The following is a 22,364-nucleotide window of genomic DNA, read 5'->3' on the forward strand; positions in this document are numbered from 1 at the left end:
CGACGACGAATCCAGCACGTTATGTCCGATCCATCCAGCATCCAAATAGTCGCCAGCAAGGCCCTCGGCGGTGCCGAGCGCTGGGCGATCAGGTTTAGCCTTGCGCTTGCCGAACGCGGAGCCCCCGTCGACTTGGCGATCCGCCGCGGCAGCGGTCTCGACGATCTCGACTACGGGGCACTCCAGGTCCATCGCCTACCCTTTCTCACCACCTGGGATCCGCTCTCGCACGATGCCGTCTCGCGGACCATCGCCCGGGTCCGCCCGGACATCGTCCAGACCTATATGGGACGTGCCACCCGGTTGACACACCTGAGCCCGTCGAAAGGGCCGGTCCATCTTGCCCGGCTCGGCGGCTATTACGCACTCGGCCCCTTTCGCCACGCCCACGGCTGGATCGGCAACACCAAGCAGCTCTGCGACTGGATGGTCCAGAACGGTCTGCCGGCGGATCGCGTCCATCACATCTACAACTTCGCCGAGCCGGTGCATCCGGTGGCCCCGGAGCGGGTGGCCGAGCTGCGTGCCCGGCACGGCGTTCCGGACGCGGCGTGGGTGATGGTCACCTTGGGGAGGCTGGTCGGCTTCAAGGGGCATCGGCATCTTGTGGATGCGATGGCCCGGCTCCCGGAGACGATCGCGGGACGACCGCTGCGCCTGGTCGTCGTCGGCGACGGACCCTTGGGGCCAAATCTGCATCGTCAGGCGATCGAGGTCGGACAAGACAAGCGCATCGTCTGGACCGGATGGCAGAAGGATCCCTCGGCCTATCTGCAGATGGCGGATCTCGTCGTCTTCCCGTCCTTGGACGAGGAGCCGATGGGCAACGTCATCTTGGAGGCATGGGCCTGGCGCAAGCCCTTGGTGACGGCCAATTTTCGCGGGGCAAGGGAGATCGTGCGGCATGGCGAAGACGGGTGGGCCGTGCCCTGCGCGGATGCGGGCGGGCTCGCCGAGGGGATTCGTGAGGTCCTGTCCGACCCGACGCTCATGTCGGGCCTTGCCGAGCGCGGCCATGCGCGGGTGCAGCGCGATTTCAGTCGCGATGTCATCCTGGATCAGTATCTGGCCCTCTATCGGGAGCTTGCCCGCTGACGGCATCCTCGCCGCGGCAGCCCCCTGAACCCCGGCCGGAATTCGGCCGTCTCACACGGCAAGCTGGGGGCGCAAACGCGGCAGATCGATCTGTAGGAGCCGGGCGTGCGGGGAATAAAGATCGTAGCGCTCGAGCTCCGTCAGGGGCACCAGTCGGGCGCTCGTCACCTCGGGAGAGCGGGCAACAAAGGCCCCGGAATCGATCTGCCGGCGCAGCGCCTCGTAGCCCATCGCGGGCTGGCAGACGAAATAGAAATCGAGCCGATTCGAGCCCGGCTCTTCTTCCACGAAAGGCATCGCATCGACCCGCAGCAAGCGAATTCCAGTCACCCCGATGCCGAGCTCCTCGAGAATCTCGCGCTCCATAGTGCGCTCGAGCACATCGTCCGGCAGCCCGGCGTCCGTGGCGACTCGGGGACGCTGCGGCATGGATTCCAAGGACCCTCCCGGCAGGCCCCACGCGCCCCGTCGGCGGTAACTGTGCTCGATCAGGAGAACCTCGGGGGGCGACCGGCTCATATCGATCAAAACGCCCACGGCACCGACGATCCAGTCGCGGGCCATGAAACGTTTGAGCAGGCCGGCCAGTCTCGGCGGGAAGAGACGCCAAAGACGCAGTGCGACCCGGTGCAACGCAGGTCGTCGTTCGATCCAATGTGTCAACCCAGACAACATCGCGCGTCTCTGCTTTGAGAGAAAACCGCCGGTTCAAGGTTGGGGCCGACGGCGCAAGGATATGGGGGTGATGCTACGAGATGGCGGACACCGAATCAAACCGGGCCGAAGCGCCGCCTTGAGCTGCCCGCCCGATGCTCAATCGGCGTCGTCCTCGCCGCCGACTTGGTCGCGTCGCTCGACGGTCTCCGGGTCTGCGGTAATCGGACGGTAGATCTCCACCCGATCGCCGTCGCTCAGACGCGTCTCGAGCTTGATCAGCCGCCCGAAGATGCCGACCTTGTTCTCGGTCAGATCGATCTCCGGAAACTGCTCGAGCAGACCCGAGCGCTCGATCGCGTCGCGGGCGGTGCTCCCGTCCGGAACATCGAGCTTCAGCCAGGTTTGCTTGAACTTATCCGCGTATGCGACACCGACATGCATGGATCTGATCCTCGAAAGCTCAGACAGGGGTTCGGGAACGGCTCAGGCGACCGCGCCGGCGGGCGATGCAGGCTGCTTGGACGCCGCGATTCGGGCGTCGATCAGACGCTTGCCGGCGAGCATGAAACCGAGGGCCAGGAATCCACCGGGCGGCAAGACCGCAAGCAGGAAACCGCGGTATTCCGGGATCAGCGTCAGCTCCAGAAAAGCCATTCCTTCTCCGAGCAGCAGCTCGGCGTCGGCAAACAGGGTTCCGCTGCCGATGATCTCGCGGATCGCGCCCAGCGCGACCAGGACGACGGTAAAGCCTACGCCCATCATCAGCCCGTCGAAGGCAGCCGGCATGGTCGGATTGCGCGACGCGAATGACTCGGCCCGGCCCAGGATGGCGCAGTTGGTCACGATCAGGGGGATAAAGAGACCCAGGACCTTGTGCAGATCGTGCAACCAGGCGTTGAGCCCCAGGTCCACCAGGGTCACCAGGACGGCGATGATCAGGACGAAGACCGGAATCCTCACCTCGGGCGTAATCAGGCCGCGCAAGGTGGAGATGATCAGCCCGGAGGCCACCATCACCGCGGTGGTCGCGAGCCCCATCCCGAGCCCGTTGGTCGCCGTGCCCGTCACGGCGAGCAGCGGGCACAGGGCAAGCGACTGGGCGAAGACCACGTTGTTGTCCCAGAAGCCGTCGCGTGCGATCCGGCCCCATCGGGTCTCGTTCTTTTCGCCTGAAGGGATGGCTTTCGCCGTAGCTGTCGCTGTACTCATATCGCCTCGATGCAATCTATCCCGAAAGAACTCTGCCGCCCGACGCTCGACTCAGGGCTTCCGCGCGGGGGCTCCCGCGCGGGCGGCGTCCGGCGTGTCGACCTGAACGACCGCGGAAGCGGTCAGGGTGTCGCGGTGCTCGGCGAAGAACTCCAGTCCGCCGCGCAATGCCCCGAGGATCCCGCGCGGCGTGATGGTGGCCCCCGTGAACTGATCGAAATCGCCGCCGTCCTTCTTCACCATCCAGCGCTCCGCGGGTGGATTGCCGAGGCTCAAGCCGTCGAAACCCAGGATCCAGTCGCTCTTGGAGACCTCCATCTTGTCGCCGAGCCCGGGCGTCTCCGCATGCGAGAGGACGCGTGCCCCCAGGACCGTCCCGGACGTGTCGAGCCCGAGCAGCAGCTCGATCGTACCGGCATAACCGACGCCGGCGATCCGGTAGGCAACACCGGTGACCTGGAGTCCTTCACGCGCGCGGTAGACGATCAGCGGTGCGCCGTCCGGACCTTCCAGCGTGAGCGGATCGGCCAACAGATCATTGTCGTGGATCGACGGCGGAATGACCTCCGCGAGCGACGCCTTGAGATCCTCGGCCTTGCGCAGTGCGATGGTGTCGCGCGTGGCGATGTCGCCCATCACCAGGAGGGCCGCGGCGATCAGGGTGAAGCCCCCGAGCAGGCCCGCCTGGTAGCCGATGCGTTTTCGATAGCTGGGTTGGGCAACGGTGGTCATTTGCGCATCTCGGCGTTGTCGGCATATTCGATCGGCGTGCCGCGGCGATCACGGCCGTAGACGCGCGGCCGGACGTAGTGATCGATCATCGGGGTGCAGGCGTTCATGAGCAGGATGGCGAAGGCGACACCTTCCGGGTAACCGGCCCAGGTCCGGATGACGTAGACCAAGACCCCGCAGCCGGCCCCGAAGATGATCTGCCCCGTCTTGGAGACGGGCGAAGTCACCGGGTCCGTGGCGATGAAGAAGGCCACCAGCAGCGTCGCACCCGAGACGACGTGATAGAGGGCGCCAGCATAGTGCTCGGGGTCGTAGAGATTCATCAGGGTGGCGAGGATCGCGAGGCTGCCGATCATGGCCACCGGCGTATGCCAGGTGATCACGCGTTTGACGAGCAGGAAGAGTCCACCGAGCAGGATAAGAAGCGCCGAGGTCTCGCCCATGCTGCCGGCGATGGTACCGACGGCGCCGGAGAAGAGGTAACCCATGTCGGGGAGAATCTCGGTCAGGGTGAGGCCCTGGCTGAGCTCGGTGCGCACATGGCTCAACAGGGTGGCCCCGCTGACGGCATCGAAACCCGGCTGACCGAGACTGATCCCCACGCTCTGCAGGAATCCCGGCGCATCGGCGGAAAACAGCGGCATGGGCTGGACATAGTTGGTCATCTCCAAGGGAAAGGAGATCAAGAGGGCCACCCGCGCCACCATCGCCGGGTTGAACAGGTTTTGACCGAGGCCGCCGAAGACCTGCTTGGCGACCACGACGGCCAGCAGGGCGCCGATCGCGCCGATCCACCAGGGCGCCCACGGCGGCAGACTCACCGCCAGGATCCACCCGGCCAGCAGGGCCGAGCCGTCGAGTAGGTACTGACGTTGCGGTTTGCCCGCGATCCGCAAGCAGACCGCCTCGGCAAGAACCGCGGTGCTCAGGGTGGCGAAGAAGAGAAAGATCGCCGGCCAGCCGAACTGCCAGAAGCCGAAGAGGGTCGCCGGCAAGAGCGCCAGCATCACCAGACTCATGGTGCGTTGAATGCTGGTGCGGGCGTGGGCGAAGGGGCCTGCGCTCGAGGGCGCTGTCTCGATCTGCATCTCAGGCCTCCGCCGTCGTCGCCGTGGGCTCGGCTGCCGCCCCGGACGTCATGGTCGCGGCATCGGCCGCCGCCGTCTCGGCGGCCTTCTTCGCCGCGGCCTCGCGCTTGCGCTTGGCCATCGCCTCGCGCTTGGCCTGCTTGATCGCCTCCATCCGGGCGGTGCGCTGCTCGGCCAGGCGTTTGGTCTCGGTCATCTTCTGCTTGGCCCGTCCGCGCGCGGCCATCTCGCCTTTGGCATAGTTGAAGTACTGCACCAAGGGGATATGGGCCGGGCAGACATAGGCGCAGGAACCGCAACCGATGCAATCCATCAGGCCGAGGCTTACGGCACCATCCAGATCGCCGGCGCGCGTGTGAGCAGCCATGTCGAGCGGAACCAGCCCGCATGGACAGGCCTGCACGCAGGTCGCGCAGCGGATACAGGGCATGGGCTCATGCCCCGCGGCCTCGGCCCCGGTGAGCGCCAAGACACCGTTACTGCCCTTGACCATGGGGACGCGTGTGCTCGGCAGAGGTTGGCCCATCATGGGACCGCCGCTGATGAGCTGCGCGGGCTGTTCGGTGAAACCACCGCAGTATTCGAGCAGATCCTGGACCCGCGCTCCGATCGGCACGCGCAGGTTGCGCGGGCGCGAGACGGCGCCGCCGCTGACGGTCACGATGCGCGAGACCAGCGGCCGACCAAAACGCAGCGCCTCGTGAACCGCGAAGGCCGTCGCGCCGTTGTGCACGACCACGCCGATGTCCGCAGTCAACCCGCGCGCCGGGGTCTCGCGGCCGGTCAGGGCCTGCACCAGATGCTTTTCAGACCCCATCGGATAACGCGTCGGCAGGCGGGCGACGCGGATCCGCGGATCCACCGAGGCGGCCAGCGCCACCGCCGCCTGTGCCTCGGGCTTGTTGTTCTCGATGGCGACGATGATCCGCTCCACCCCCAGCGCGTGCGCCATGATTCGGACCCCGTCGATGACCTCCTCGGCATGCTCGCGCATGAGCCGGTCGTCGCAGGTCAGATAGGGCTCGCATTCAGCCCCGTTGATCACCAGGGTGTGCAGACGGTAGCGGGTGCGCAGATTGAGCTTCACCGCGGACGGGAAGGTCGCACCGCCCATCCCGACAATGCCGGCCGCGGCGACCCGCGTTGCAATCTCTTCGGGCGTCAGAGCAAAGGGATCGGAGACACCTTGGATCTCGTCCGACCACCGATCTTCGCCGTCGGGCTTCAGCGTCACGGTCCGTACCGAGAGCCCGGAGGCGTGATGCGCAGGATAGCTGCCGACGCCCATCACCCGTCCCGATGTCGGCGCATGCACGGGCGCCGAGATGACGCCCTGGCTGAAGGCGAGCAGATCGCCCTTGGCCACCTGCTGACCACGTCGCACGGCGGGTTTGGCCGGCGCGCCGATGTGCTGCTGCAACGGGATGTGCAGCAACGCCGGCATCGGCAGGTCCTCGATCGCCTGACCGGCCGCGAGGTGCTTGTTGTCGTGCGGATGCACGCCGCCGCGGATCTTGAAGAGTTTCATCGTCGGGGGTTTCTCGTCTCTGCGTCTCGATGTTTCGGGCGTTGCGCGGGGGTGCCTCCTGCCGCCTGCCTCCTGCCGCCTGCCGCCTGCCGCCTGCCGCCTGCCGCCTGCCGCCTGCCTCCTGCCTCCTGCCGCCTGCCGCCTGCCGCCTGCCGCCTGCCGCCTGCCGCCTGCCATCATCCAAACCGAGGCTGGCGGCTGGCGGCTGGCGGCCGGTGGCTAGCCTCACGGCGCCGGCACGCTCGGCTTCGCCCAATACCAGGTCTGTAGGGTCGGCGTGACCGGGCGCATTTCGATGCATTCGGTCGGACAGACGTCGAAGCAGAGCTCGCAGCCGGTGCAGGCGTCGGCGAAGACGCTGTGGATCATGTTGTTGGCCCCCATAATCGCGTCGGTCGGGCAGCGCTTGAAGCATTTACAGCAGCCGATGCAGAGGTTCTCGTGGATGTGCGCGATCGCCGGCGCTTTGTCGGCGACGCCGGAGAGGTCGACATTGACGCCGAGCACACCCGCAAGCTCCTCCGCCAAGGCACGTCCGCCCGGCGGACAGATGGTCACCGAGGCGGCGCCCGAGGCGATCGCTTCCGCCGCCGGCGTACATCCCGGATAACCGCATTGACCGCACTGCGAGCCGGGCAGCAGCTCGACGACCCGCTCGGCGAGTGGATTGCCCTCGACCTTCAGATAGCGTGCGGCGAGGCCCAGGAGCCAACCCAAAATCAGACCGAGTGTCGTGAGGCTAAAGATCGCGGCTATCATCGTGTTCCGATCTCGTTTAAGAATCCGTCATGTTGGTTGTGCCCTTCCAGGCGGCCAAGGAACTGCTGGTCCGCTGCCTTCCGAAACCCGACCCGAACGCCGTCGGCATCCGTCTCGAAAATCGTCACACCCGTGCAGCGCCCCCCCTTCAGCGATCTCTCGCCCTCCGGAACGCGTCCCGCCATGGCCGCTGACCGGACAAGAGTTTGAGCGCTTCACCACTGCTTGCCTGTCGCGCCGACCGCGTTCCGGAGTTTCACGCCAACCCGGCGAAGCCCATGAAGGCCAACGACAAGAGACCGGCCGCGATAAAGGCGATCGGCGTCCCGGTAAAGGCTGCCGGTACCTGCGCCAGCGCCAGTCGCTCGCGCATACCGGCGAACAGCAACATCACCAATGTGAACCCGAGCGCCGAGCCGAACCCGTAAAGCACGCTTTCGAGAAACCCGTGCTCCTCTTGAACATTCAACAGGGCCACGCCGAGCACCGCGCAGTTGGTCGTGATGAGGGGGAGGAAGATCCCCAAGACCTGATAGAGCGCCGGCGAGAGCTTGCGTACGGCCATCTCGGTAAACTGCACGACTGCAGCGATCACCAGGATGAAGGTCAGGATGCGCAGGAAGCCGATATCCAGCGGCTGGAGCACGAACCATTCGAGCAGCCAGCTCGCGACTGCGGCCAAGGTCAGCACGAAGGTGGTGGCCAGCCCCATTCCGAGGGCCGAGTCGAGCTTGTTCGACACCCCCATGAAGGGACACAGCCCCAGGAACTTGACCAGCACGACGTTGTTGACTAACGCCGTGCCGAGAATCAGCATCACATACTCGCCCATACGGATGAACGCCCTTGCCTCGCGACCTTGATGTCATGACCACAGCAAATGCGGTGCCAGCCGCCGAGTGCGAGGCTCGCACCAGGCCGACCGGGTGTCGTCAGAAGAGGGGCCGGAGACCGAAATGTCGGTGCGTCGTCAATAGATTGAGCGCGATCCGGAAGAGGACGATACGGAGCAGTCGGCAGCCGGCAGGCGTTTGGGGCTTCGACTTAGGCGTGATACCGCAGGAGCCGGGCTGTCGCGGTGACAACAGAAATCCAGGTTGCAGTCGCGTAGAAATGTCGTAAAACTGACATGGACATCGTCTGATCGGATCCGGACGAGGCCGCTGTGCCGTCCGAGCGGACAGGGCGCCCCTCGGTCGCCCCGCACCCGGTAACATCCGACAACGAGCGAAACATGAAGGCCGGCTTGTGCTTGCGCACCAGCTCTTGAAGCCGACGTCGGGGATGCCGGGGTTCGCAAGCTCACCCCAGCCTACCCGCCGACCAAGGTATTCGCCTCATTTCCGGGTCGTTACCCATGGCCGATGGCATTAAAATTGCCTTTTAACTCCGCCACGAACAGCAATCAGGAGAGTGCCGTGCCGGTCCGAGAAGCCCCGGACACCGTCCAGCAGGTCGTCATCAACGCACTCGGCGAGTTTCTGGCCTCGCCGCCCGACGGGACCCCGATCGAGGTTGTCGAGGCGCTGACGCTGATGGGCGGCAATGTGTTGGATCCGCTGCCTCCGCGCCTCTTCTTCGAAGCGGTCGAGCAGTCGCCCGTGGCCATCTCCATCACGGACCACAGAGCGGCGATCCTCTACGCGAATCGTGCCTTCGAAACCTTGACCGGATATAGCCGCGAAGAGGTCCTCGGCCAAAACGAGTCGATCCTCTCGAGCAACGCGACCCCGCCCAGCGTCTACCAACAGCTTTGGCGGACCATCCAGCGCAAAGAGACCTGGACCGGCACGCTGGTCAACCGCACGAAAGCGGGCCTGGATTATCTGGCCGAGCTGATCATCTCCCCGGTGCTGGATCGCGACGGGGATCTCCAGTACTTCCTCGGGATGCATCGCGACGCGACCAAGGTCCACGAGCTCGAGGGGGCGCTGCGTCAACAGAAGGCCCGCATCGAAACCGTGCTGGACGCAGCCCCGGTGATCGTCGCCCTGCTCGACAGCAAGGGCCAGATCATCCTGGACAACCAGGAGTACAAGAAGCTGTTCGGAGACCTTCGCGGCAAGGAGCCTGCCGATGTGCTGCGCGCGGCGGTGAGCGAGCAGCTCGGCCTGGACGCCTTCGCCGCCTGTTTGGAGGGGCGCGGCTTCAAGGATGTCGAGGTCGCCATCGAGATCCCGGGGTCGATGGGGCCACGCTGGTTCGCCTGCTCGGGAACACCGGTCGAGGAGAGCGACGCCAGTGCTCGGACCTATTTCGGTCGCCAGGCCCCCGGTGACCGGCGTCTGCTTCTCCTCGCCAACGAGGTCACGGCGCGGCGGCGCGAGATCGAGCGGGCCCATCTGGAAAACCTGCGCGCCAGACTCGCCGAGCAACAGCTGATGCATGGAATGCGCGAGGCACTCGCCGCGGCCATCTATCAGATCCAGGTCCCGCTCAACGTCATCAATGCCGCCGCGGCCATGGTGCGCGGCGGGGCCGGCAACGTCGACACGCTCGCCGGGATGCTCGACCAGATCAGCGTGTCCGGCGCCAAAGCGCTCGCGACCCTGACCTCGGCACTGCCCGAGGAGCCGCGCGAGGCCGGGGTCATGGTCAACGTCAACGAGCTCCTTCGCCAGGTCCTGGAGCTGGAGACCGATCGGCTGTTGGCCACGGGGATCGTGGTCGATTGGCGCCCGGCACATGTCCTGCCCGAGCTGGCGGGCCACAAGAACCAGTTGCGCGCCTTATTCAAGCACCTGATCGACAATGCCATTCAGGCGCTCTGCGAGACCAACCGCGCGCACCGCGAGCTGCGCCTGACCACCCGCCGTGTCGACGAGGCCGTCGAGGTCGAGATCGAAGACAACGGCCCGGGGATCCCGGCCGAAGACCGCTATCGGGTGTTCGAACCCTTCTACATCGGCTGGCGCAACCGCCGCGGCAAGGCCGGTATGGGTCTTGCCCTCAGTCAAGAGATCGTCAACGCCCATGGAGGCACTATCGAGGTCGACCCGACAATGACCGATGGCTGCCGAATTCGCCTGTCACTGACGGCAGTCCCCGACGACGACTGAGCTTGCACCAACCCTCATGAATGCCGACTTCCCCGTCCCCGGCAGCGCCGAGCAGGCCTGCCGGTTGGATCTGCTCGAATCCCAACTGAGCGCACTCTTCGAGGTGAGCTCCGTGCTCAGCCGTTCGCTCGATCTGCGCCAGACCCTGAGCGAGGTGCTCGGCGTCCTGCACGAGCGCGGCCGCCTTCGACACGGAATGGTCAGTCTCCTGAGCGAGGATCGCGGCGAGCTCTTGATCCGCGCGCTGCACAGCGACGACCCCCACGCGACCGACCGCATCGCCTATCAGCCCGGCGAGGGCGTGATCGGCAGCATCCTCTCCCGGAATCGGCCTTGGATCGTGCCGCGCATCGGCGACGAGCCGCGCTTCCTCGATCGACTCAGTCTCTACGATCCGAACCTACCCTTTATCGGTGTCCCGATCCGACTCGGCGAAGGCGGTGCGATCGGCGTCTTTGCCGCCCAGCCTCCCGTGGCCGACGGGCTGCTCGAAGAGCGTGCACGTTTTCTGGAGATGGTCGCCAATCTGATCGGCCAAGCGGTCCGTCTTGCCCGCACCGTCGAGGCCGAGCAGCAAGCCTTGCGCGAGGAGCGCGACAAGCTCCGTCGCGAGGTCAAGGGCACCCATGGATTCGACAGCATCATCGGGCACACGGACGCCATGCGTCTGGTCTTCGATCAGGTTCGCCAAGTGGCGAAATGGAACACCACGGTCCTGATTCGGGGCGAATCAGGCACCGGCAAGGAGTTGATCGCCAACGCCATCCATTACAACTCGCCGCGCGCCCGCGCCGCCTTCGTCAAGCTCAACTGCGCGGCCCTGCCCGACAATCTGCTGGAATCCGAACTCTTCGGCCACGAAAAGGGCGCCTTCACCGGGGCCATCAGCCAACGCAAAGGCCGTTTCGAGCAGGCCGACGGCGGCACCCTCTTTCTCGACGAGATCGGCGAGATCACCCCGGCCTTCCAGGCCAAGCTGCTGCGCGTCCTGCAGGAGGGCGAGTTCGAGCGGGTCGGCGGCGGTCGCACCCTCAAGGTCGACGTGCGCGTCATCGCGGCCACCAATCGCGACCTCGAGGCCGAGGTGCGCGCAGGCGACTTCCGCGAGGATCTCTACTACCGCTTGAACGTCATGCCCATCCGCATGCCCGCGCTGCGCGAGCGCATCGAGGACATCCCCGACCTCGCCCGCTTTCTCGTGGAGAAGGTCTCGCGCATGCAGGGACGCGACCTCTCGATCACCGACAGCGCCCTGCGCATCCTGATGCGACACGACTGGCCCGGCAATGTCCGCGAGCTCGAGAACTGCATGGAGCGCGCCGCCGTCATGAGCGAGCAGGGAATCATCGATCGCGACGTCATCGAGCTGACCGGCCTGAACGTGGCCGCGCTCGCGAGCGAGCCGCTGACGAGCACGCCCGCGAAGACATCCACGATCGACTTCAACGACCCCGACATCGACGAGCGCGAGCGCGTCATCGCCGCGCTGGAAGAGGCCGGCTGGGTCCAGGCCAAGGCCGCGCGGCTGCTCAACATGACACCCCGCCAGATCGCCTACCGGATCCAGACGCTGAACATCAAGATGCGGCAGTTTTAAACCGCGTCCGGAGCGAGATGCTCATCTTCGAGTGAGATCGACGTTTGCTGCATCCACAATCCTTGGCGGAGACGCGGTTTAAAACGATATAGTTTTTAATCTCTTAAACCGCGCAGACTCCAACGGCTGTCATGTCTGCCGAGCCCGATCCCATCCAAAAGCATCGCATACCGCGCCGAGCGCGGTTTAAGCCCGCACCACACGGATCTGTCGGCCCTGCGGGCTGCGCGTCTCCACGCTGCTCGTGCGCTCGGCGATCGGCGGCTAGCCGGTGCGGGATCGAAGATCACGAGCCAGCCACCGTCGAGCCCAAGACCGGCGAGAGACCCATCCAATTGCGCCAACCCATCTTCCAACGGATCGGCCGCACCGTCGCGCCAGACCTTCAACTCGATTCCGAGCGTGACCGCCCCGTAGCGCAGACATAGATCCATCCGGCCCGAGCCGATTGCGTATTCGCGCTCCGGCGTGCCCTCGCCGTTGGCCACCCGATGCAGGAACGCCATGAGTACCAGATGCGGGGCAATCTCGTGATAGGCGGCGCTACCCAGATCAACAGCTTCTCGATCCACGAGCCCGGTCACTCCAGCTTGCGATCGAACTGCTTCGCCAATCGCTCGTAGCGCTCGCGAATCGCTTGTGGCGGACGTTTGAGCTGATTTGCTGCTTTGGCGATCCGGTCGTCGGCTATCGGCGATTTGGGCTCAAGCCGGGGATTCAATGCGTCAATGTCTTGCGAAAGCAGCTTACGGCCGATCCCGTCTGCGCAGGTGTCGGCGAGAGCAAGCACTGCGGCGCAACGGGCGGATGTTGTCGCTCATGCTATTTCAACGGAAAACTAGTTTGAGCGACTCTTCAACGCTTTGCAGACGCTGACGCTGACGATCCGCATAGACCGGATACTACCCAGACCTGCCGCTGAGGTCCGGGGACCGAGCGGCAGGTTCGGACGCTTATGGAAAGCTTTACATAAGCGTCCTTATGCAAAGTTCGTGATTATGGAAAGCTTCCCTCCTGGAGCCCGCGCAAGGTGGCGCGGGAAGCGGCCAAGTGCGCGTCGCCCCCGCCAAATGCTCGACATAATCGCTTCCATCTCCTGAAGTGGCGTCTCCGCCTGGCAGGACGCCAGCAAGAGCAGCGACACACACCTTAAAGCCTCCACCGTGGACACCCTGACCCATTGCACTCAGGCTCGGCCACGAAAGCCCTGTGACGACGCACCAGTAGCGCGAAGGCGATTTGCTGGGGAAGCGGCAGGCCCTGGCCAGAATCCACGAATCGGACACGGCGCTCCAACGGTACCGGACACCTGACCGCCTGATTCTCTTCCTGACGACGCTCTGATTATGACAAGCCTTTAGCGCTGCCTGGCCGCCATCCAACGGCGATCGGTGCGCCCTGCGGCGGCTCCCTTTGCATAATCGCGACCTTTGCATAAGAGGATATTGCGGCCCCTGGGCTAGGCAGGGTGGAAGGTCTCTTGTCGTCGATTGCCGCCGCGACGAAGTCCGAACGTCGGAAGTCGTGGTCACGACTCGTGAGCCTCAGCGACAGCGTTGGCGGAATCCGGTAGAGCCGCTCCGGATTATTCTGAGAAGACCTGGCGGAATAGCCTGAGGGACAACAGGTCGCGCTTACCTGCTCGTGGGGCGGTTCCTCTATTAACGGGAGCTAACCCCTTTACCTCGTTTTGCCATGATGGCTGGATAGTTCGCGACGACCCACTGCTCCATCGCACGCGCCAATTCGCTCAAGGACCGACCGAGCTCCGTAAGCTGGTACTCGACGCGAGGCGGCACCTCCGGATAGCTGATGCGCTCAACGAACCCGTCGCGCTCAAGATCGCGCAGGGTTTGTGTGAGCATCTTTTGCGAGATACCCCCCACCGAACGCATCAACGCGCCCGCTCGAACCGGGCCCTGCTGGAGGCAGCACAGAATCAGGATCGTCCACTTGCCCCCGATCAGGTCGAGCAGGTCGCGGGAGGGACAATTCAGGTTGTACGGGTTGGCAGCTTCAAACATGGACTCAAATATTACCAAAAGGTGCGTACTTGCCAAGAGTATACAGTTGAACCTACGATGCTCGACAAGTAACCTAAGGAGCCAGCCATGACGCAACTAGGTCGTGTTTTTCTTTATGCCGAATTTCAAGCCTCCGTGCCTTTCAACGAAGGCGTTTGGCGGGAGGCAAATGCCACCATGCAGTCCGTGCCCGGACTGCGCAGCAAGACCTGGTTAAGCGGTATCAACACCCACTCCGTCGGGGGGTTCTACGAGTTCGACTCTGAGCAGAACGCCAGAAACTATGCCGAAGGCATGCTGGCCGAGTTTGCCAAAGCTGCCGGCGCCAGCCTCACCGTCAAGCAATTCGATGGCGACGTTGTGGCCGAGGCGAGTAAGGGCATGAATTCGCCGTTCTTCGCAATTTGACTGCTGCCTCGGCCTGAAGCGGTGTACCGTTCCCACCTTTCACATGGCCGCTCTCGGCGCTATCGTCCACGCGTTCGCTCCTGGCCTCCAACGGTATTACTTGCGCTACCGCGTAACTTAAGCGTTGGGCAGCTCAAGGGATCTTGATGGCGGTTGAAATGGATCGATGTTGCACATCTACCGCACGGCGCATCCGCGCGATTTGGCGATTCCGGCAGTACGAGATGCTCCCACAATCGAGCGAAACATAACTGGCTTCTGTCATGTTAGACAATCACGATGCGTCGAGACAGTCTGTCGCGTTACTGCCTGGTACGCTAGCAGGCATTATCGACTGGCATATCCTCGACCGGATCTTTAGTGTCATCCGCCAGTCAGAGGGCTCAGGGTGGTGGCTTTACAGAAATGATGCACGTATGCTAGGTGATAACCGACCCAGTGAAGTCGATACCATCGGCGACCTCGCCTCCTCGCTAAATGCACTTCAAGCATACCTTCGTCAGTCACATCCACGCCACTATTGCGGGCTCGTATTCGCAGACTCGTTAAAAGATCCGACACTAATGCGGATTTTTGACCCGAAATCCCTCACGTCAATATGCAACATCTATGGTAATACACCAGCGCCAAGCTGGGTCATCTCCACAATGAATCCGCAACAACTTTCCGCGAGTCGAAAGACCTCGTCGAAACTCCAGAATCATCGTTTCGGTAAAGATCTGCCCACAGCACCAAAGCATCCACAGATAGCAGACTCTCTTGATGCTAGACGCATGGGATGCCCGCTTCCGCTAGTTCACACTGCCCGTTCACTTCGTCGATTAGCGGTCGGAGAAATCCTTGAAATCGTTACGATCGATCCAGGCTCTGTCAACGATATTGAATATTTGTGTAGATGCACGGGTGCAAAGCATCTGGCTTTGGCCGAAGGGGAATACGGGTATTCATATTACATCGAGCGTGGTTCGGACGAAAAGCTTGATAGCGAGAGAAAGATTGCGGACAACCAGTAAGCCCACCGCATGTTGGGCTCTGCCGTGGAGCATACGTTCAGAAACTCCAGAAGTGCCCTTCAAAATCTCGGCAGGTAAAACCCCTCCCTCCGTAGACTTCATCCCGAATCCTCTTCCCTGGGGCCGAGCGTCTGCGCGTCGAGCTCCGCGCGTCTCCGCCGAGTCTGAGCGTCGCCCGTGCTTGCAATAGTCTCAGACGGAGTCGGGTAGAAATACGGCGCGCGCAACTTTAGGTGCGGGCTTGGCTGTTTCGGCGTTTCCGCGGTACGTGCCCGTTCAGCCCTCACCATCGCTCACGTTTCCGCAAGCCCCCCTCTCATCCCGGACGGTCGGATTTCCCGAGTCCGGTTGGCGATCAGTGAGCACGGGTTTATTCATCGCCGCGCCTTCCCGAACGGACGGAAGCTCAAGTGCACGCACACATACACCCCTCACCCGAGCGGTTTACCCGACGACTAGCCCGAGGTGCCGTGAACCGCCATTACTTGGGCTCAGTGTCCCATGGCGCTGCCAACCTCCGGGCGCTCACTGTACCGAGAGCCCCTTCGCCCGAGGGTCGGTGTGACCGCCGCTCGGCACGGGACTGACACCCGTGTCACCAGGCATTACCCCGGCTTTCTCGCTCCTACGGGCTCATGCGCCCGACCTCAATCCTCTCACGGCCTCGGTTCTACCCTTGTACCCTGAGTCTTTGCAGGTTGCTGCGTGCCCCTGCTGGAACGAGGCCGTTCCCTGCGTTATCTCCGCGAATCTTTCCCCAGGTGCCTGGACCCTTACCCCGGTCGCCCCTATGATCCACGTGCTCGTTTCTTCCCACAGGGCACCGGCCTTCCTCCTTTCCTAACGGGGTCGGCACCGCACATTTATGTTGGAGGCTTTAGCAAGCGCTTCCAATTTGGCATTGTCCAACGTTGCTTGGCGATCTGCTGAAATAGCTGAGAGTAGAATGCCGGCCTTTCCTGCGAAATAGCTATTCTCATAACTTCCTTGATTCGTAACGTTTTGTAACTTGGCCGTTTGATGAACGAGCCAAGAGCCCCTAGTCTTCTTGTCCATTTTCGCTTGGAGCTAAGATTACAGTTGAGGTAACGGGCGTAACGGTCCGGTTAGGCCTCAGTCGACTTGCGTGCTGACCCACCAAGTAGTCCCGCCCGCATCGGTGAAACCACCGCGCTTGTCAGCATCGCCGTCCTGAATGGGTCGCTTCACGATCGTGGCCCCTGCAGCGAGGGCTCGCTCGAAGATCGCGTCCACGTCCGCGACATAGATATGCACCTGGCTTGGAGTAGATGGCCAGCCCTCTACTGCATCTGTGAACATGATCACCGTGTCGTCGATACGCACCTCTCCGTGGGCGACGGTCCCTTCGCTCCCCGGGACCATTCGCAGCGCCTGCGCGCCAAACACTCGAACGAGGAAATCGATCGTGCCCTGAGCGTCATTCACGGTGAGGTACGGAGCCACGGAGGTGTATCCACTTGGTTTGTATGTCATCAGTGCTCCTTGATGAGGGCCAACGTCGTGGCTCAGGGCGCAGTGTTAGGCCGTGGAGTCATTGCATTGAATGAAGGCCAATCATATTGCCTTCGGTATCCACAACCATTGCAATGAAGCCGTATCCTCCAATCGACATCTTGCCCTTGAAGATCTCTCCTCCGTGTGCTGCTGCACGGGCAGCCTCAACTGAGCAATCCTCACATGAAAAATAGACCAATGTACTGCCGCCAGATGGACATCCGGCCATCTTTACCAATGCACCCGCAGCGCCAGATTCTTCCATTGACATCGGAAACGCCCACATCTCCATATCAGGGAAGCCGCTGGGGTCAGGATTCTTCAACTCTTCTAATGCGCCTTGGAACACAGCTTCGTAAAACGCCTTCGCTCGGGGCATATCCTGAACATAGATTTCAAACCAACCAACCGGATTGCTTTTCATGGTGTTTCTCCTTTTGTGGATCAATTCTGATAAGGCCTAACTAGGATTCACTGGACGAACGGTCCCGATATTTTGGGCGCGACAGGTCCGTATCCCAAACATCCCATTCGCCTGCAGATGGGAGGCGGTCGCTGGAACGGCATCGTTAGTGGTTTAGGCGGCCGTATCGCCGCCTAAACCGCTAATGGCGCAGCCTGGCCGCCTAAACCGGCAACGAGGAGCGCCAACATTATGCCCAAGCCGCCGTCGGATCAACGTGATGGAGCGAGTTTCCTCGGGCTCGTTGCGTTCCCATAAGCGGCGGGCTTGGGTCGCGGCCGCCGCGCACAGGTGCGGAACTGGCGGCCGAGAGGGTTGACCGGCACAGTCCGCTGCGCGTCCGGAGCGGTCGCTCAGGACGACGCGCCGAGAGGACGTTCCGGGGCGAGAACGAACCTTCCTTCCGCCGCCTCTCGGGTTCCAGGCAGACTGTTTGGCAAGCGCTCCAGCAAGGGTGCGACGGCGCGCCATTGGTTGTCGCTCGCTGATAATGACGCCCGTGCTTCAGCGCCGCGGTCCCGCGCAGGCAACGGCATTCGGATCCCGGCCGATGCCGGTGGTGTAACCACGCGCGGGGACGAGTGCGTCGTAATCGGATTCAAAGCCCGCGTGCAGCAGGGCCTCGCGCAGCGGTGACTCGAGCGCCGGGAGTCCGTCGATCTGTTGGATGGCAAGGCGCTTGCGCCCGCGCTGCGGGAGGCGATGCAGGGCGGCGAGCGCAAGCGGCAACTCGCCGCCTTCTTCGCTGATCGAGCTCGGGAACCGCGTCAATTGTCGCCCGGCCGAGCCGAGATAGAGCACCGGCTTGCCGGCGACCAGGATCAGATAGGCGCCGCTGATGCGTTTGGGTGGCGGACCGCCGCCGAGGTCCGGCCAAGGCAGGAGCGCGCCGTAGGGATTGGCCGGGTCGATCGCGGCGAGGATCCGGACCGCGTCCGCGCCGAAACCCTCGATCGGGGTCTCCTCGATGCGTGCGCTGCGCAGCCGATCGATCGCGCCGTTCAGGGCGAACTGGGCACCGGAGAGCCCCTCGACGAAATAGCCTCGGCGGACCTGTCCGCCCTCTTCCATCTGTTTGAAGACCCGGCAGAGCGGACCGAAGCCGCCCGGGATGCCCTCGGCCTGCACCGCCTCGCGACTGACCACGCCGTAGCGCTCGAGTAGGATGCGGGCGCGTGCGAGCAGGCGCTCGGTGTCGCTTGCCTCGATGCGCAGATCGGCCACGCGCGACCAGCGCCCGCCGGCCAGTGCGGTGCCGCGACCGCGCTTGGGTGCACGCGTCCCGCCGAGCGCGCGCAGGGGCGCGAAGGTATCGTTGGTGATCTCCCCGGCCCAGACCAAATCCCAGAGTGCGGACTCGAAGGCGTCTCTGCCGAGCTTCAGCCCGGCGCGCTCTAGGGCCTGCATCAACTCCATCAGGAAGGATGCCCCGCGGGTGCGCAGGTGATCGAGCAGGATCCGGGCGACGTCGGAGTCGTTCGCGGCGGCGTCGCGCGGTGCCCTTTCCGCTACACCATTCGAGGATACGCCGGCGGACACGTTCGGCTGTTCCGCCCGACTCGACTCCTCGTCGGCGACACCCAGCTCGGGACTTCCCCGTCGATAGAGCGCGATCCGCCCGTCCTTCGGGCCCGCCGCGCCGCGGCCGACCCAGACGATCTGTCCGGTGGCAGCGAGCATGTCCAGATCCTCCGAGCGGTAGCCCGGCACCCGGGCCGGCAGGAGCACGCGGTCGAGCTGGGACCAGGTCACCGTCAGGCCTTCCAGTTGAAGCAGCGCCTCCAGCAGCCGATCCGGTCCCTTGATGTCCTCGCCGATCCCGTGCCACGCGGGCAGGAATCGCCCGAGGGTCGCCGCATCGACCGGGGCGACCGCATCGCGCGCCTTGGCCAGGGTGCGGCGACGCAGGCGGCGCAGGACCTCCGGGTCGCACCATTCGGGCTCGGTGCCGAGCGGTCGGATCTCGCCGCGGATCAGCTCGTCGCGCGTCTCCAGGAGACGCAGGACGGGTTCGAGCTGCGTCGCCCTCAGACCGTAACGCGCGGCCGGGTCGCGCGTCGGAAAGGGACCGTGCGTGCGGGCGTAGCGGTGCAGCAGATGTTCCAGCGGGGCATCCGCGGACATCAGGAAGGCGTCCGGCAGACCGGGCGGCGGGACCAGACCCAAGGCGTCGCGATAGAGACCGACATCCTCGGCCGCGATCCAACGCGGTCCGTCGATGAATCGCAGTGCGACCGCCCGGCGCTGCTCGACCAAGGTCGCGAGCCAGGGCGAGGGATCGCCCTCGGCGCGCTCAGCCAGCTCGGCGGAGGAGAGATCGCCGAGCCGTCGCAGCAGGTCATGCAGCTCGTCGGCATCGCGCGCCTTGCGTCCCTCGACGGTGTGTTGAAGCTCGCGCTCCAGGTCATCGAGCACCGCCGGATCGATCAGCTCGCGCAGCTCCGCCTGACCCAGCAGCTCGGCCAGAAGACCGCGATCCAGCGTGAGCGCCTGGGCGCGGCGCTCGGCAAGCGGGGCGTCCTGCTCGTAGATGTAGGCGGCCACATAGGCGAAGACCAGCGAGCGCGCGAAGGGCGAGGCGCTGCGGGTCTCGACCTCGTGGACGCGGATCGAGCGGTTGCGGATGCCGCTCAAGACATCCTTGAGACCGGCGAGGTCGAAGACATCGCCGAGCGCCTGTCGATAGGTCTCGAGCACGATCGGAAAGGCCGGATAACGACGGACCACCGCGAGCAGGTTGTGCGCCTTCAGGCGCTGCGCCCAGAGCGGCTGTCTGCCCTTGGCCGAGCGGCGCGGCAGGAGCAGCGCTCGGGCTGCGTTTTCACGAAAGAGCGAAGCGAAGAGCGCGGTGTCGGCGAGCTGCTCGGTGACCCGCTCGTCGAGGTCCTCCGGTGCCGGCAAGAGATCCGTCAGCTCGGGCAGCGCCTCGCCGTCGGCGAAACGCAGCACGATCCCGTCGTCGGTGTACATCACCTGGATCTCGAAACCCTCGCGGCGCCCCAGATGCCATTGCAGGGCCATCGCCCAGGGGGCATGGATGCGTGCGCCGAAGGGTGTGAGGATGCAGATGCGCCAGTCGCCCAGCTCGTCGCGGAAGCGCTCCACGACAATGGTGCGATCGCTCGGCACCTGACCGGTCGCGGTGCGCTGATCCTGGATGTAGGCGGCCAGGTTCGCCGCCGCGAGCGCATCCGACGGGGTCTGCTCACGAATCCAATCGGCGGCACGCTCCGCCGGGATGGCCGCGACCGCGCGCGTGAAGGCGCCGACCGCTCGACCCAGCTCGACCGGCCGCCCCGGACCGTCGCCGCGCCAGAAGGGGAGCTTGCCGGGCTCGCCGGGCGCCGGCGAGACCAGGACGCGGTCGCGCGTGATCGCCTCGACACGCCAGGTGGAGGCACCGAGCAGGACGCAATCGCCCGCCTTGGTCTCGAAGACCATCTCCTCGTCCAGCTCGCCGATGCGCGGCCCGTCCTCGCCGAGATGCACGGCATAGTTGCCGCGATCCGGGATGGTGCCTGCGTTCAGACGGGTGATCATGGCCGTGCCTTTACGGACGCCGAGTGTATCCGCGGTACGGTCCCATACCAGGAGGGGCTTGAGCTCGGCGAAATCGCTCGAGGGATAGCGTCCCGAGAGCATATCCAGCACCGCCTCCAGCGCCGAGCGCGACAGCTCGCGATAGGGGCCGGCACGGCTCGCCAGACGATGAAGATCCGCGACCGAGCGCTCGGTCTCGACACAGTGGGCGGCGATCTGCTGAGCCAGCACGTCGAGTGCGTTGCGCGGCATCCGGAAGGGCTCCAGCTCCCCGGCGAGCATCCGCGCCCCGATCACCGCGCATTCCAGCAGATCGCCCCGGAACTTCGGGAAGATGCGCCCGGTGCTGACCTGCCCGACCCCGTGCCCAGCGCGTCCGACGCGTTGCAGCCCGCGCGCCACCGAGCCGGGCGACTCGACCAGCAGCACTTGATCCACGCCGCCCATATCGATGCCCATCTCGAGCGAGCTGGTGGCCACAATGGCCTTCAGATCGCCGCGCTTGAGTCCTTCCTCGATCCGGGTGCGCTGCTCGAGACTGACGCTGCCGTGGTGTGCACGCACCAGCTCGGGACGATCCGCTTCGGCCGGGAGGTCCGGGCCCGAGTCCGAGCCCGGGTCTAGGTCCGCCTCGGCCAGCGCGTTCAACCGCTGACAGAGCCGCTCGCAGAGCCCGCGGCTGTTGACGAAGACGATGGTCGAGCGATGCGCGCGGATCTCGGCGAGGATGGCCGGATGGATGGCCGACCACAGGCCTTTCTCGGCGGGCGCTCGGGGCGTTGCTTGGCGATAGAGCTCGCCGAGGATGGAGCCGCCTTCGAACCGAGACGCGACGCCCTCGGGCGGGCGCTCCATGTCGGGCACCGGCACTTGAACGCGCAGATCCAGCTTCGGCGGGGCGGCGGCATCGACGATCTCGACCGCACGATCGCCTCCGAGATAGAGCGCAGCCTCCGCCAGCGGGCGCACGGTGGCCGAGAGCCCGATACGTTGCGGGTCGCTCGCACAGCGCTCGGCCAGACGCTCCAGCGAGAGGGCCAGATGAGCGCCCCGCTTGGTCGGCGCGAGCGCGTGCACCTCGTCGATGATGAGTGTGTGCACCCCGGCGAGGTTGGCCGCCGCCTTTGAGCCGAGCAGCAGATACAGAGACTCGGGCGTGGTCACCAGGATCTCGGGCGGCTCCTTGAGCTGCCGCTGCCGCTCCTTCGCCGGGGTATCGCCGGTACGGATGCCGACCCGCGGCAGGCGAGCGGGCACGCCCAGTATCTCTGCGGCGCGCGCGATTCCGGCGAGCGGGGCACGCAGGTTGCGCTCGATGTCGTAGACCAGGGCCTTCAGCGGTGAGACGTAGAGCACCTGGATGCAGGCGGGACCGGTGTCGGCGGTCGGCCCGCCCTGCATCAGCCGATCGATCGCCCAGAGAAAGGCCGCAAGCGTCTTGCCGCTGCCGGTCGGGGCCGTGATCAGGGCGTGCCGACCCGACGCGATGACGGCCCAACCTCGGACCTGGACCTCGGTCGGTACATCGAAGTTTTGGGTAAACCAGCGGCGGGTGGAAAGGCTGAAGGCGTCCATGGAAGGCACATGGGGGAGATGAATCCGGTCTTCGAGTCGAAGACCATGGTCGAACCAAGGCCATCCGCAATGCCCGATCGGCGTGGAGTCGGACTAGAATAC

19 protein-coding genes are annotated in these 22,364 nt (G+C 64.6%); 5 read left to right on the top strand and 14 right to left on the bottom strand.

Going from position 1 to position 22,364, the window contains the following annotated elements; all coding sequences use genetic code 11:
- Window positions 1-21 precede the first annotated feature (21 nt).
- Window positions 22-1,095: a glycosyltransferase gene (locus tag THIMADRAFT_RS15435; RefSeq protein ID WP_007194001.1), complete on the top strand. Its 1,074-nt coding sequence runs from the start codon at window positions 22-24 to the stop codon at window positions 1,093-1,095.
- 51 nt (window positions 1,096-1,146) lie between these two features.
- Here THIMADRAFT_RS15435 and THIMADRAFT_RS15440 read toward each other — a convergent pair whose 3' ends face one another.
- From THIMADRAFT_RS15440 to rsxA, 8 genes are all read right to left on the bottom strand, one after another.
- The gene (locus tag THIMADRAFT_RS15440) at window positions 1,147-1,770 is read right to left on the bottom strand and encodes an NUDIX hydrolase (RefSeq protein WP_007194002.1); all 624 of its coding nucleotides are present in this window, start codon (window positions 1,768-1,770) and stop codon (window positions 1,147-1,149) included.
- A gap of 138 nt (window positions 1,771-1,908) precedes the next feature.
- Window positions 1,909-2,193 carry an RnfH family protein gene (locus THIMADRAFT_RS15445; protein WP_007194003.1) on the bottom strand — a complete coding sequence of 95 codons (285 nt, stop codon included), beginning with the start codon at window positions 2,191-2,193 and terminating at the stop codon, window positions 1,909-1,911.
- Window positions 2,194-2,235: 42 nt separating this feature from the next.
- The gene (locus tag THIMADRAFT_RS15450) at window positions 2,236-2,961 is read right to left on the bottom strand and encodes an electron transport complex subunit E (protein ID WP_007194004.1); all 726 of its coding nucleotides are present in this window, start codon (window positions 2,959-2,961) and stop codon (window positions 2,236-2,238) included.
- A gap of 51 nt (window positions 2,962-3,012) precedes the next feature.
- Window positions 3,013-3,693, bottom strand: coding sequence for an RnfABCDGE type electron transport complex subunit G (locus tag THIMADRAFT_RS15455; RefSeq protein ID WP_007194005.1), 681 nt, complete (start codon window positions 3,691-3,693; stop codon window positions 3,013-3,015).
- The gene (locus THIMADRAFT_RS15460; protein WP_007194006.1) at window positions 3,690-4,781 is read right to left on the bottom strand and encodes an RnfABCDGE type electron transport complex subunit D; all 1,092 of its coding nucleotides are present in this window, start codon (window positions 4,779-4,781) and stop codon (window positions 3,690-3,692) included. The genes THIMADRAFT_RS15455 and THIMADRAFT_RS15460 overlap by 4 nt, the downstream gene beginning before the upstream one ends.
- Before the next feature lies 1 nt (window position 4,782).
- Window positions 4,783-6,309 (bottom strand): electron transport complex subunit RsxC, encoded by a 1,527-nt coding sequence (gene rsxC, locus THIMADRAFT_RS15465; protein ID WP_007194007.1) that lies wholly within the window; start codon window positions 6,307-6,309, stop codon window positions 4,783-4,785.
- Window positions 6,310-6,534: 225 nt separating this feature from the next.
- Window positions 6,535-7,068: an electron transport complex subunit RsxB gene (gene rsxB, locus THIMADRAFT_RS15470; RefSeq protein WP_007194008.1), complete on the bottom strand. Its 534-nt coding sequence runs from the start codon at window positions 7,066-7,068 to the stop codon at window positions 6,535-6,537.
- Between the two features lie 256 nt (window positions 7,069-7,324).
- Window positions 7,325-7,900 carry an electron transport complex subunit RsxA gene (gene rsxA, locus THIMADRAFT_RS15480; RefSeq protein WP_040731729.1) on the bottom strand — a complete coding sequence of 192 codons (576 nt, stop codon included), beginning with the start codon at window positions 7,898-7,900 and terminating at the stop codon, window positions 7,325-7,327.
- A gap of 586 nt (window positions 7,901-8,486) precedes the next feature.
- Between rsxA and nifL the strand changes: the two genes are divergently transcribed.
- Both nifL and nifA read left to right on the top strand, forming a co-directional pair.
- Window positions 8,487-10,127 (top strand): nitrogen fixation negative regulator NifL, encoded by a 1,641-nt coding sequence (gene nifL / locus THIMADRAFT_RS15485; protein ID WP_007194011.1) that lies wholly within the window; start codon window positions 8,487-8,489, stop codon window positions 10,125-10,127.
- A 16-nt stretch (window positions 10,128-10,143) separates the two neighbouring features.
- On the top strand, window positions 10,144-11,724 hold the full coding sequence (gene nifA, locus THIMADRAFT_RS15490) for a nif-specific transcriptional activator NifA (RefSeq protein WP_007194012.1): 1,581 nt from the start codon (window positions 10,144-10,146) through the stop codon (window positions 11,722-11,724).
- 95 nt (window positions 11,725-11,819) lie between these two features.
- Here nifA and THIMADRAFT_RS15495 read toward each other — a convergent pair whose 3' ends face one another.
- The 3 genes from THIMADRAFT_RS15495 to THIMADRAFT_RS15505 form a co-directional block, all read right to left on the bottom strand.
- On the bottom strand, window positions 11,820-12,296 hold the full coding sequence (locus THIMADRAFT_RS15495) for a hypothetical protein (protein WP_007194013.1): 477 nt from the start codon (window positions 12,294-12,296) through the stop codon (window positions 11,820-11,822).
- An 8-nt stretch (window positions 12,297-12,304) separates the two neighbouring features.
- On the bottom strand, window positions 12,305-12,514 hold the full coding sequence (locus THIMADRAFT_RS15500) for a wHTH domain-containing protein (RefSeq protein WP_040731734.1): 210 nt from the start codon (window positions 12,512-12,514) through the stop codon (window positions 12,305-12,307).
- An 871-nt stretch (window positions 12,515-13,385) separates the two neighbouring features.
- A complete protein-coding gene (locus THIMADRAFT_RS15505) occupies window positions 13,386-13,748 on the bottom strand; it encodes a winged helix-turn-helix transcriptional regulator (RefSeq protein WP_007194015.1) in 363 nt (120 codons plus the stop codon).
- Window positions 13,749-13,835: 87 nt separating this feature from the next.
- On the opposite strand from THIMADRAFT_RS15505, the gene THIMADRAFT_RS15510 reads away from it, so the two are divergent.
- A complete protein-coding gene (locus THIMADRAFT_RS15510; RefSeq protein ID WP_007194016.1) occupies window positions 13,836-14,156 on the top strand; it encodes a YdhR family protein in 321 nt (106 codons plus the stop codon).
- Between the two features lie 263 nt (window positions 14,157-14,419).
- Complete coding sequence (locus tag THIMADRAFT_RS25790) at window positions 14,420-15,169, top strand: sulfurtransferase TusA family protein (protein ID WP_007194017.1); 750 nt, start codon at window positions 14,420-14,422, stop codon at window positions 15,167-15,169.
- 1,113 nt (window positions 15,170-16,282) lie between these two features.
- Here the strand turns inward: THIMADRAFT_RS25790 and THIMADRAFT_RS15515 are convergent.
- The 3 genes from THIMADRAFT_RS15515 to THIMADRAFT_RS15525 all read right to left on the bottom strand — a co-directional run bounded on the left by THIMADRAFT_RS15515 (window position 16,283) and on the right by THIMADRAFT_RS15525 (window position 22,262).
- The gene (locus THIMADRAFT_RS15515) at window positions 16,283-16,663 is read right to left on the bottom strand and encodes a VOC family protein (protein WP_007194018.1); all 381 of its coding nucleotides are present in this window, start codon (window positions 16,661-16,663) and stop codon (window positions 16,283-16,285) included.
- A gap of 58 nt (window positions 16,664-16,721) precedes the next feature.
- Window positions 16,722-17,108 carry a VOC family protein gene (locus tag THIMADRAFT_RS15520; RefSeq protein ID WP_007194019.1) on the bottom strand — a complete coding sequence of 129 codons (387 nt, stop codon included), beginning with the start codon at window positions 17,106-17,108 and terminating at the stop codon, window positions 16,722-16,724.
- Between the two features lie 543 nt (window positions 17,109-17,651).
- Window positions 17,652-22,262 carry a DNA glycosylase AlkZ-like family protein gene (locus tag THIMADRAFT_RS15525; RefSeq protein WP_007194020.1) on the bottom strand — a complete coding sequence of 1,537 codons (4,611 nt, stop codon included), beginning with the start codon at window positions 22,260-22,262 and terminating at the stop codon, window positions 17,652-17,654.
- Window positions 22,263-22,364: the final 102 nt, after the last annotated feature.

It is taken from the genome of Thiocapsa marina 5811, assembly GCF_000223985.1.
In the GTDB taxonomy this organism is placed as follows: Bacteria; Pseudomonadota; Gammaproteobacteria; order Chromatiales; family Chromatiaceae; genus Thiocapsa; species Thiocapsa marina.

Bases quoted from the DNA above. Each gene is read 5' to 3' on its own strand.
- THIMADRAFT_RS15435 (WP_007194001.1), top strand. From the start codon at position 22: ATGTCCGATCCATCCAGCATCCAAATAGTCGCCAGCAAGGCCCTCGGC.
- THIMADRAFT_RS15440 (WP_007194002.1), bottom strand. From the start codon at position 1,770: ATGTTGTCTGGGTTGACACATTGGATCGAACGACGACCTGCGTTGCAC.
- THIMADRAFT_RS15445 (WP_007194003.1), bottom strand. From the start codon at position 2,193: ATGCATGTCGGTGTCGCATACGCGGATAAGTTCAAGCAAACCTGGCTG.
- THIMADRAFT_RS15450 (WP_007194004.1), bottom strand. From the start codon at position 2,961: ATGAGTACAGCGACAGCTACGGCGAAAGCCATCCCTTCAGGCGAAAAG.
- THIMADRAFT_RS15455 (WP_007194005.1), bottom strand. From the start codon at position 3,693: ATGACCACCGTTGCCCAACCCAGCTATCGAAAACGCATCGGCTACCAG.
- THIMADRAFT_RS15460 (WP_007194006.1), bottom strand. From the start codon at position 4,781: ATGCAGATCGAGACAGCGCCCTCGAGCGCAGGCCCCTTCGCCCACGCC.
- rsxC (WP_007194007.1), bottom strand. From the start codon at position 6,309: ATGAAACTCTTCAAGATCCGCGGCGGCGTGCATCCGCACGACAACAAG.
- rsxB (WP_007194008.1), bottom strand. From the start codon at position 7,068: ATGATAGCCGCGATCTTTAGCCTCACGACACTCGGTCTGATTTTGGGT.
- rsxA (WP_040731729.1), bottom strand. From the start codon at position 7,900: ATGGGCGAGTATGTGATGCTGATTCTCGGCACGGCGTTAGTCAACAAC.
- nifA (WP_007194012.1), top strand. From the start codon at position 10,144: ATGAATGCCGACTTCCCCGTCCCCGGCAGCGCCGAGCAGGCCTGCCGG.
- THIMADRAFT_RS15505 (WP_007194015.1), bottom strand. From the start codon at position 13,748: ATGTTTGAAGCTGCCAACCCGTACAACCTGAATTGTCCCTCCCGCGAC.
- THIMADRAFT_RS15510 (WP_007194016.1), top strand. From the start codon at position 13,836: ATGACGCAACTAGGTCGTGTTTTTCTTTATGCCGAATTTCAAGCCTCC.
- THIMADRAFT_RS25790 (WP_007194017.1), top strand. From the start codon at position 14,420: ATGTTAGACAATCACGATGCGTCGAGACAGTCTGTCGCGTTACTGCCT.
- THIMADRAFT_RS15515 (WP_007194018.1), bottom strand. From the start codon at position 16,663: ATGACATACAAACCAAGTGGATACACCTCCGTGGCTCCGTACCTCACC.
- THIMADRAFT_RS15520 (WP_007194019.1), bottom strand. From the start codon at position 17,108: ATGAAAAGCAATCCGGTTGGTTGGTTTGAAATCTATGTTCAGGATATG.
- THIMADRAFT_RS15525 (WP_007194020.1), bottom strand. From the start codon at position 22,262: ATGGACGCCTTCAGCCTTTCCACCCGCCGCTGGTTTACCCAAAACTTC.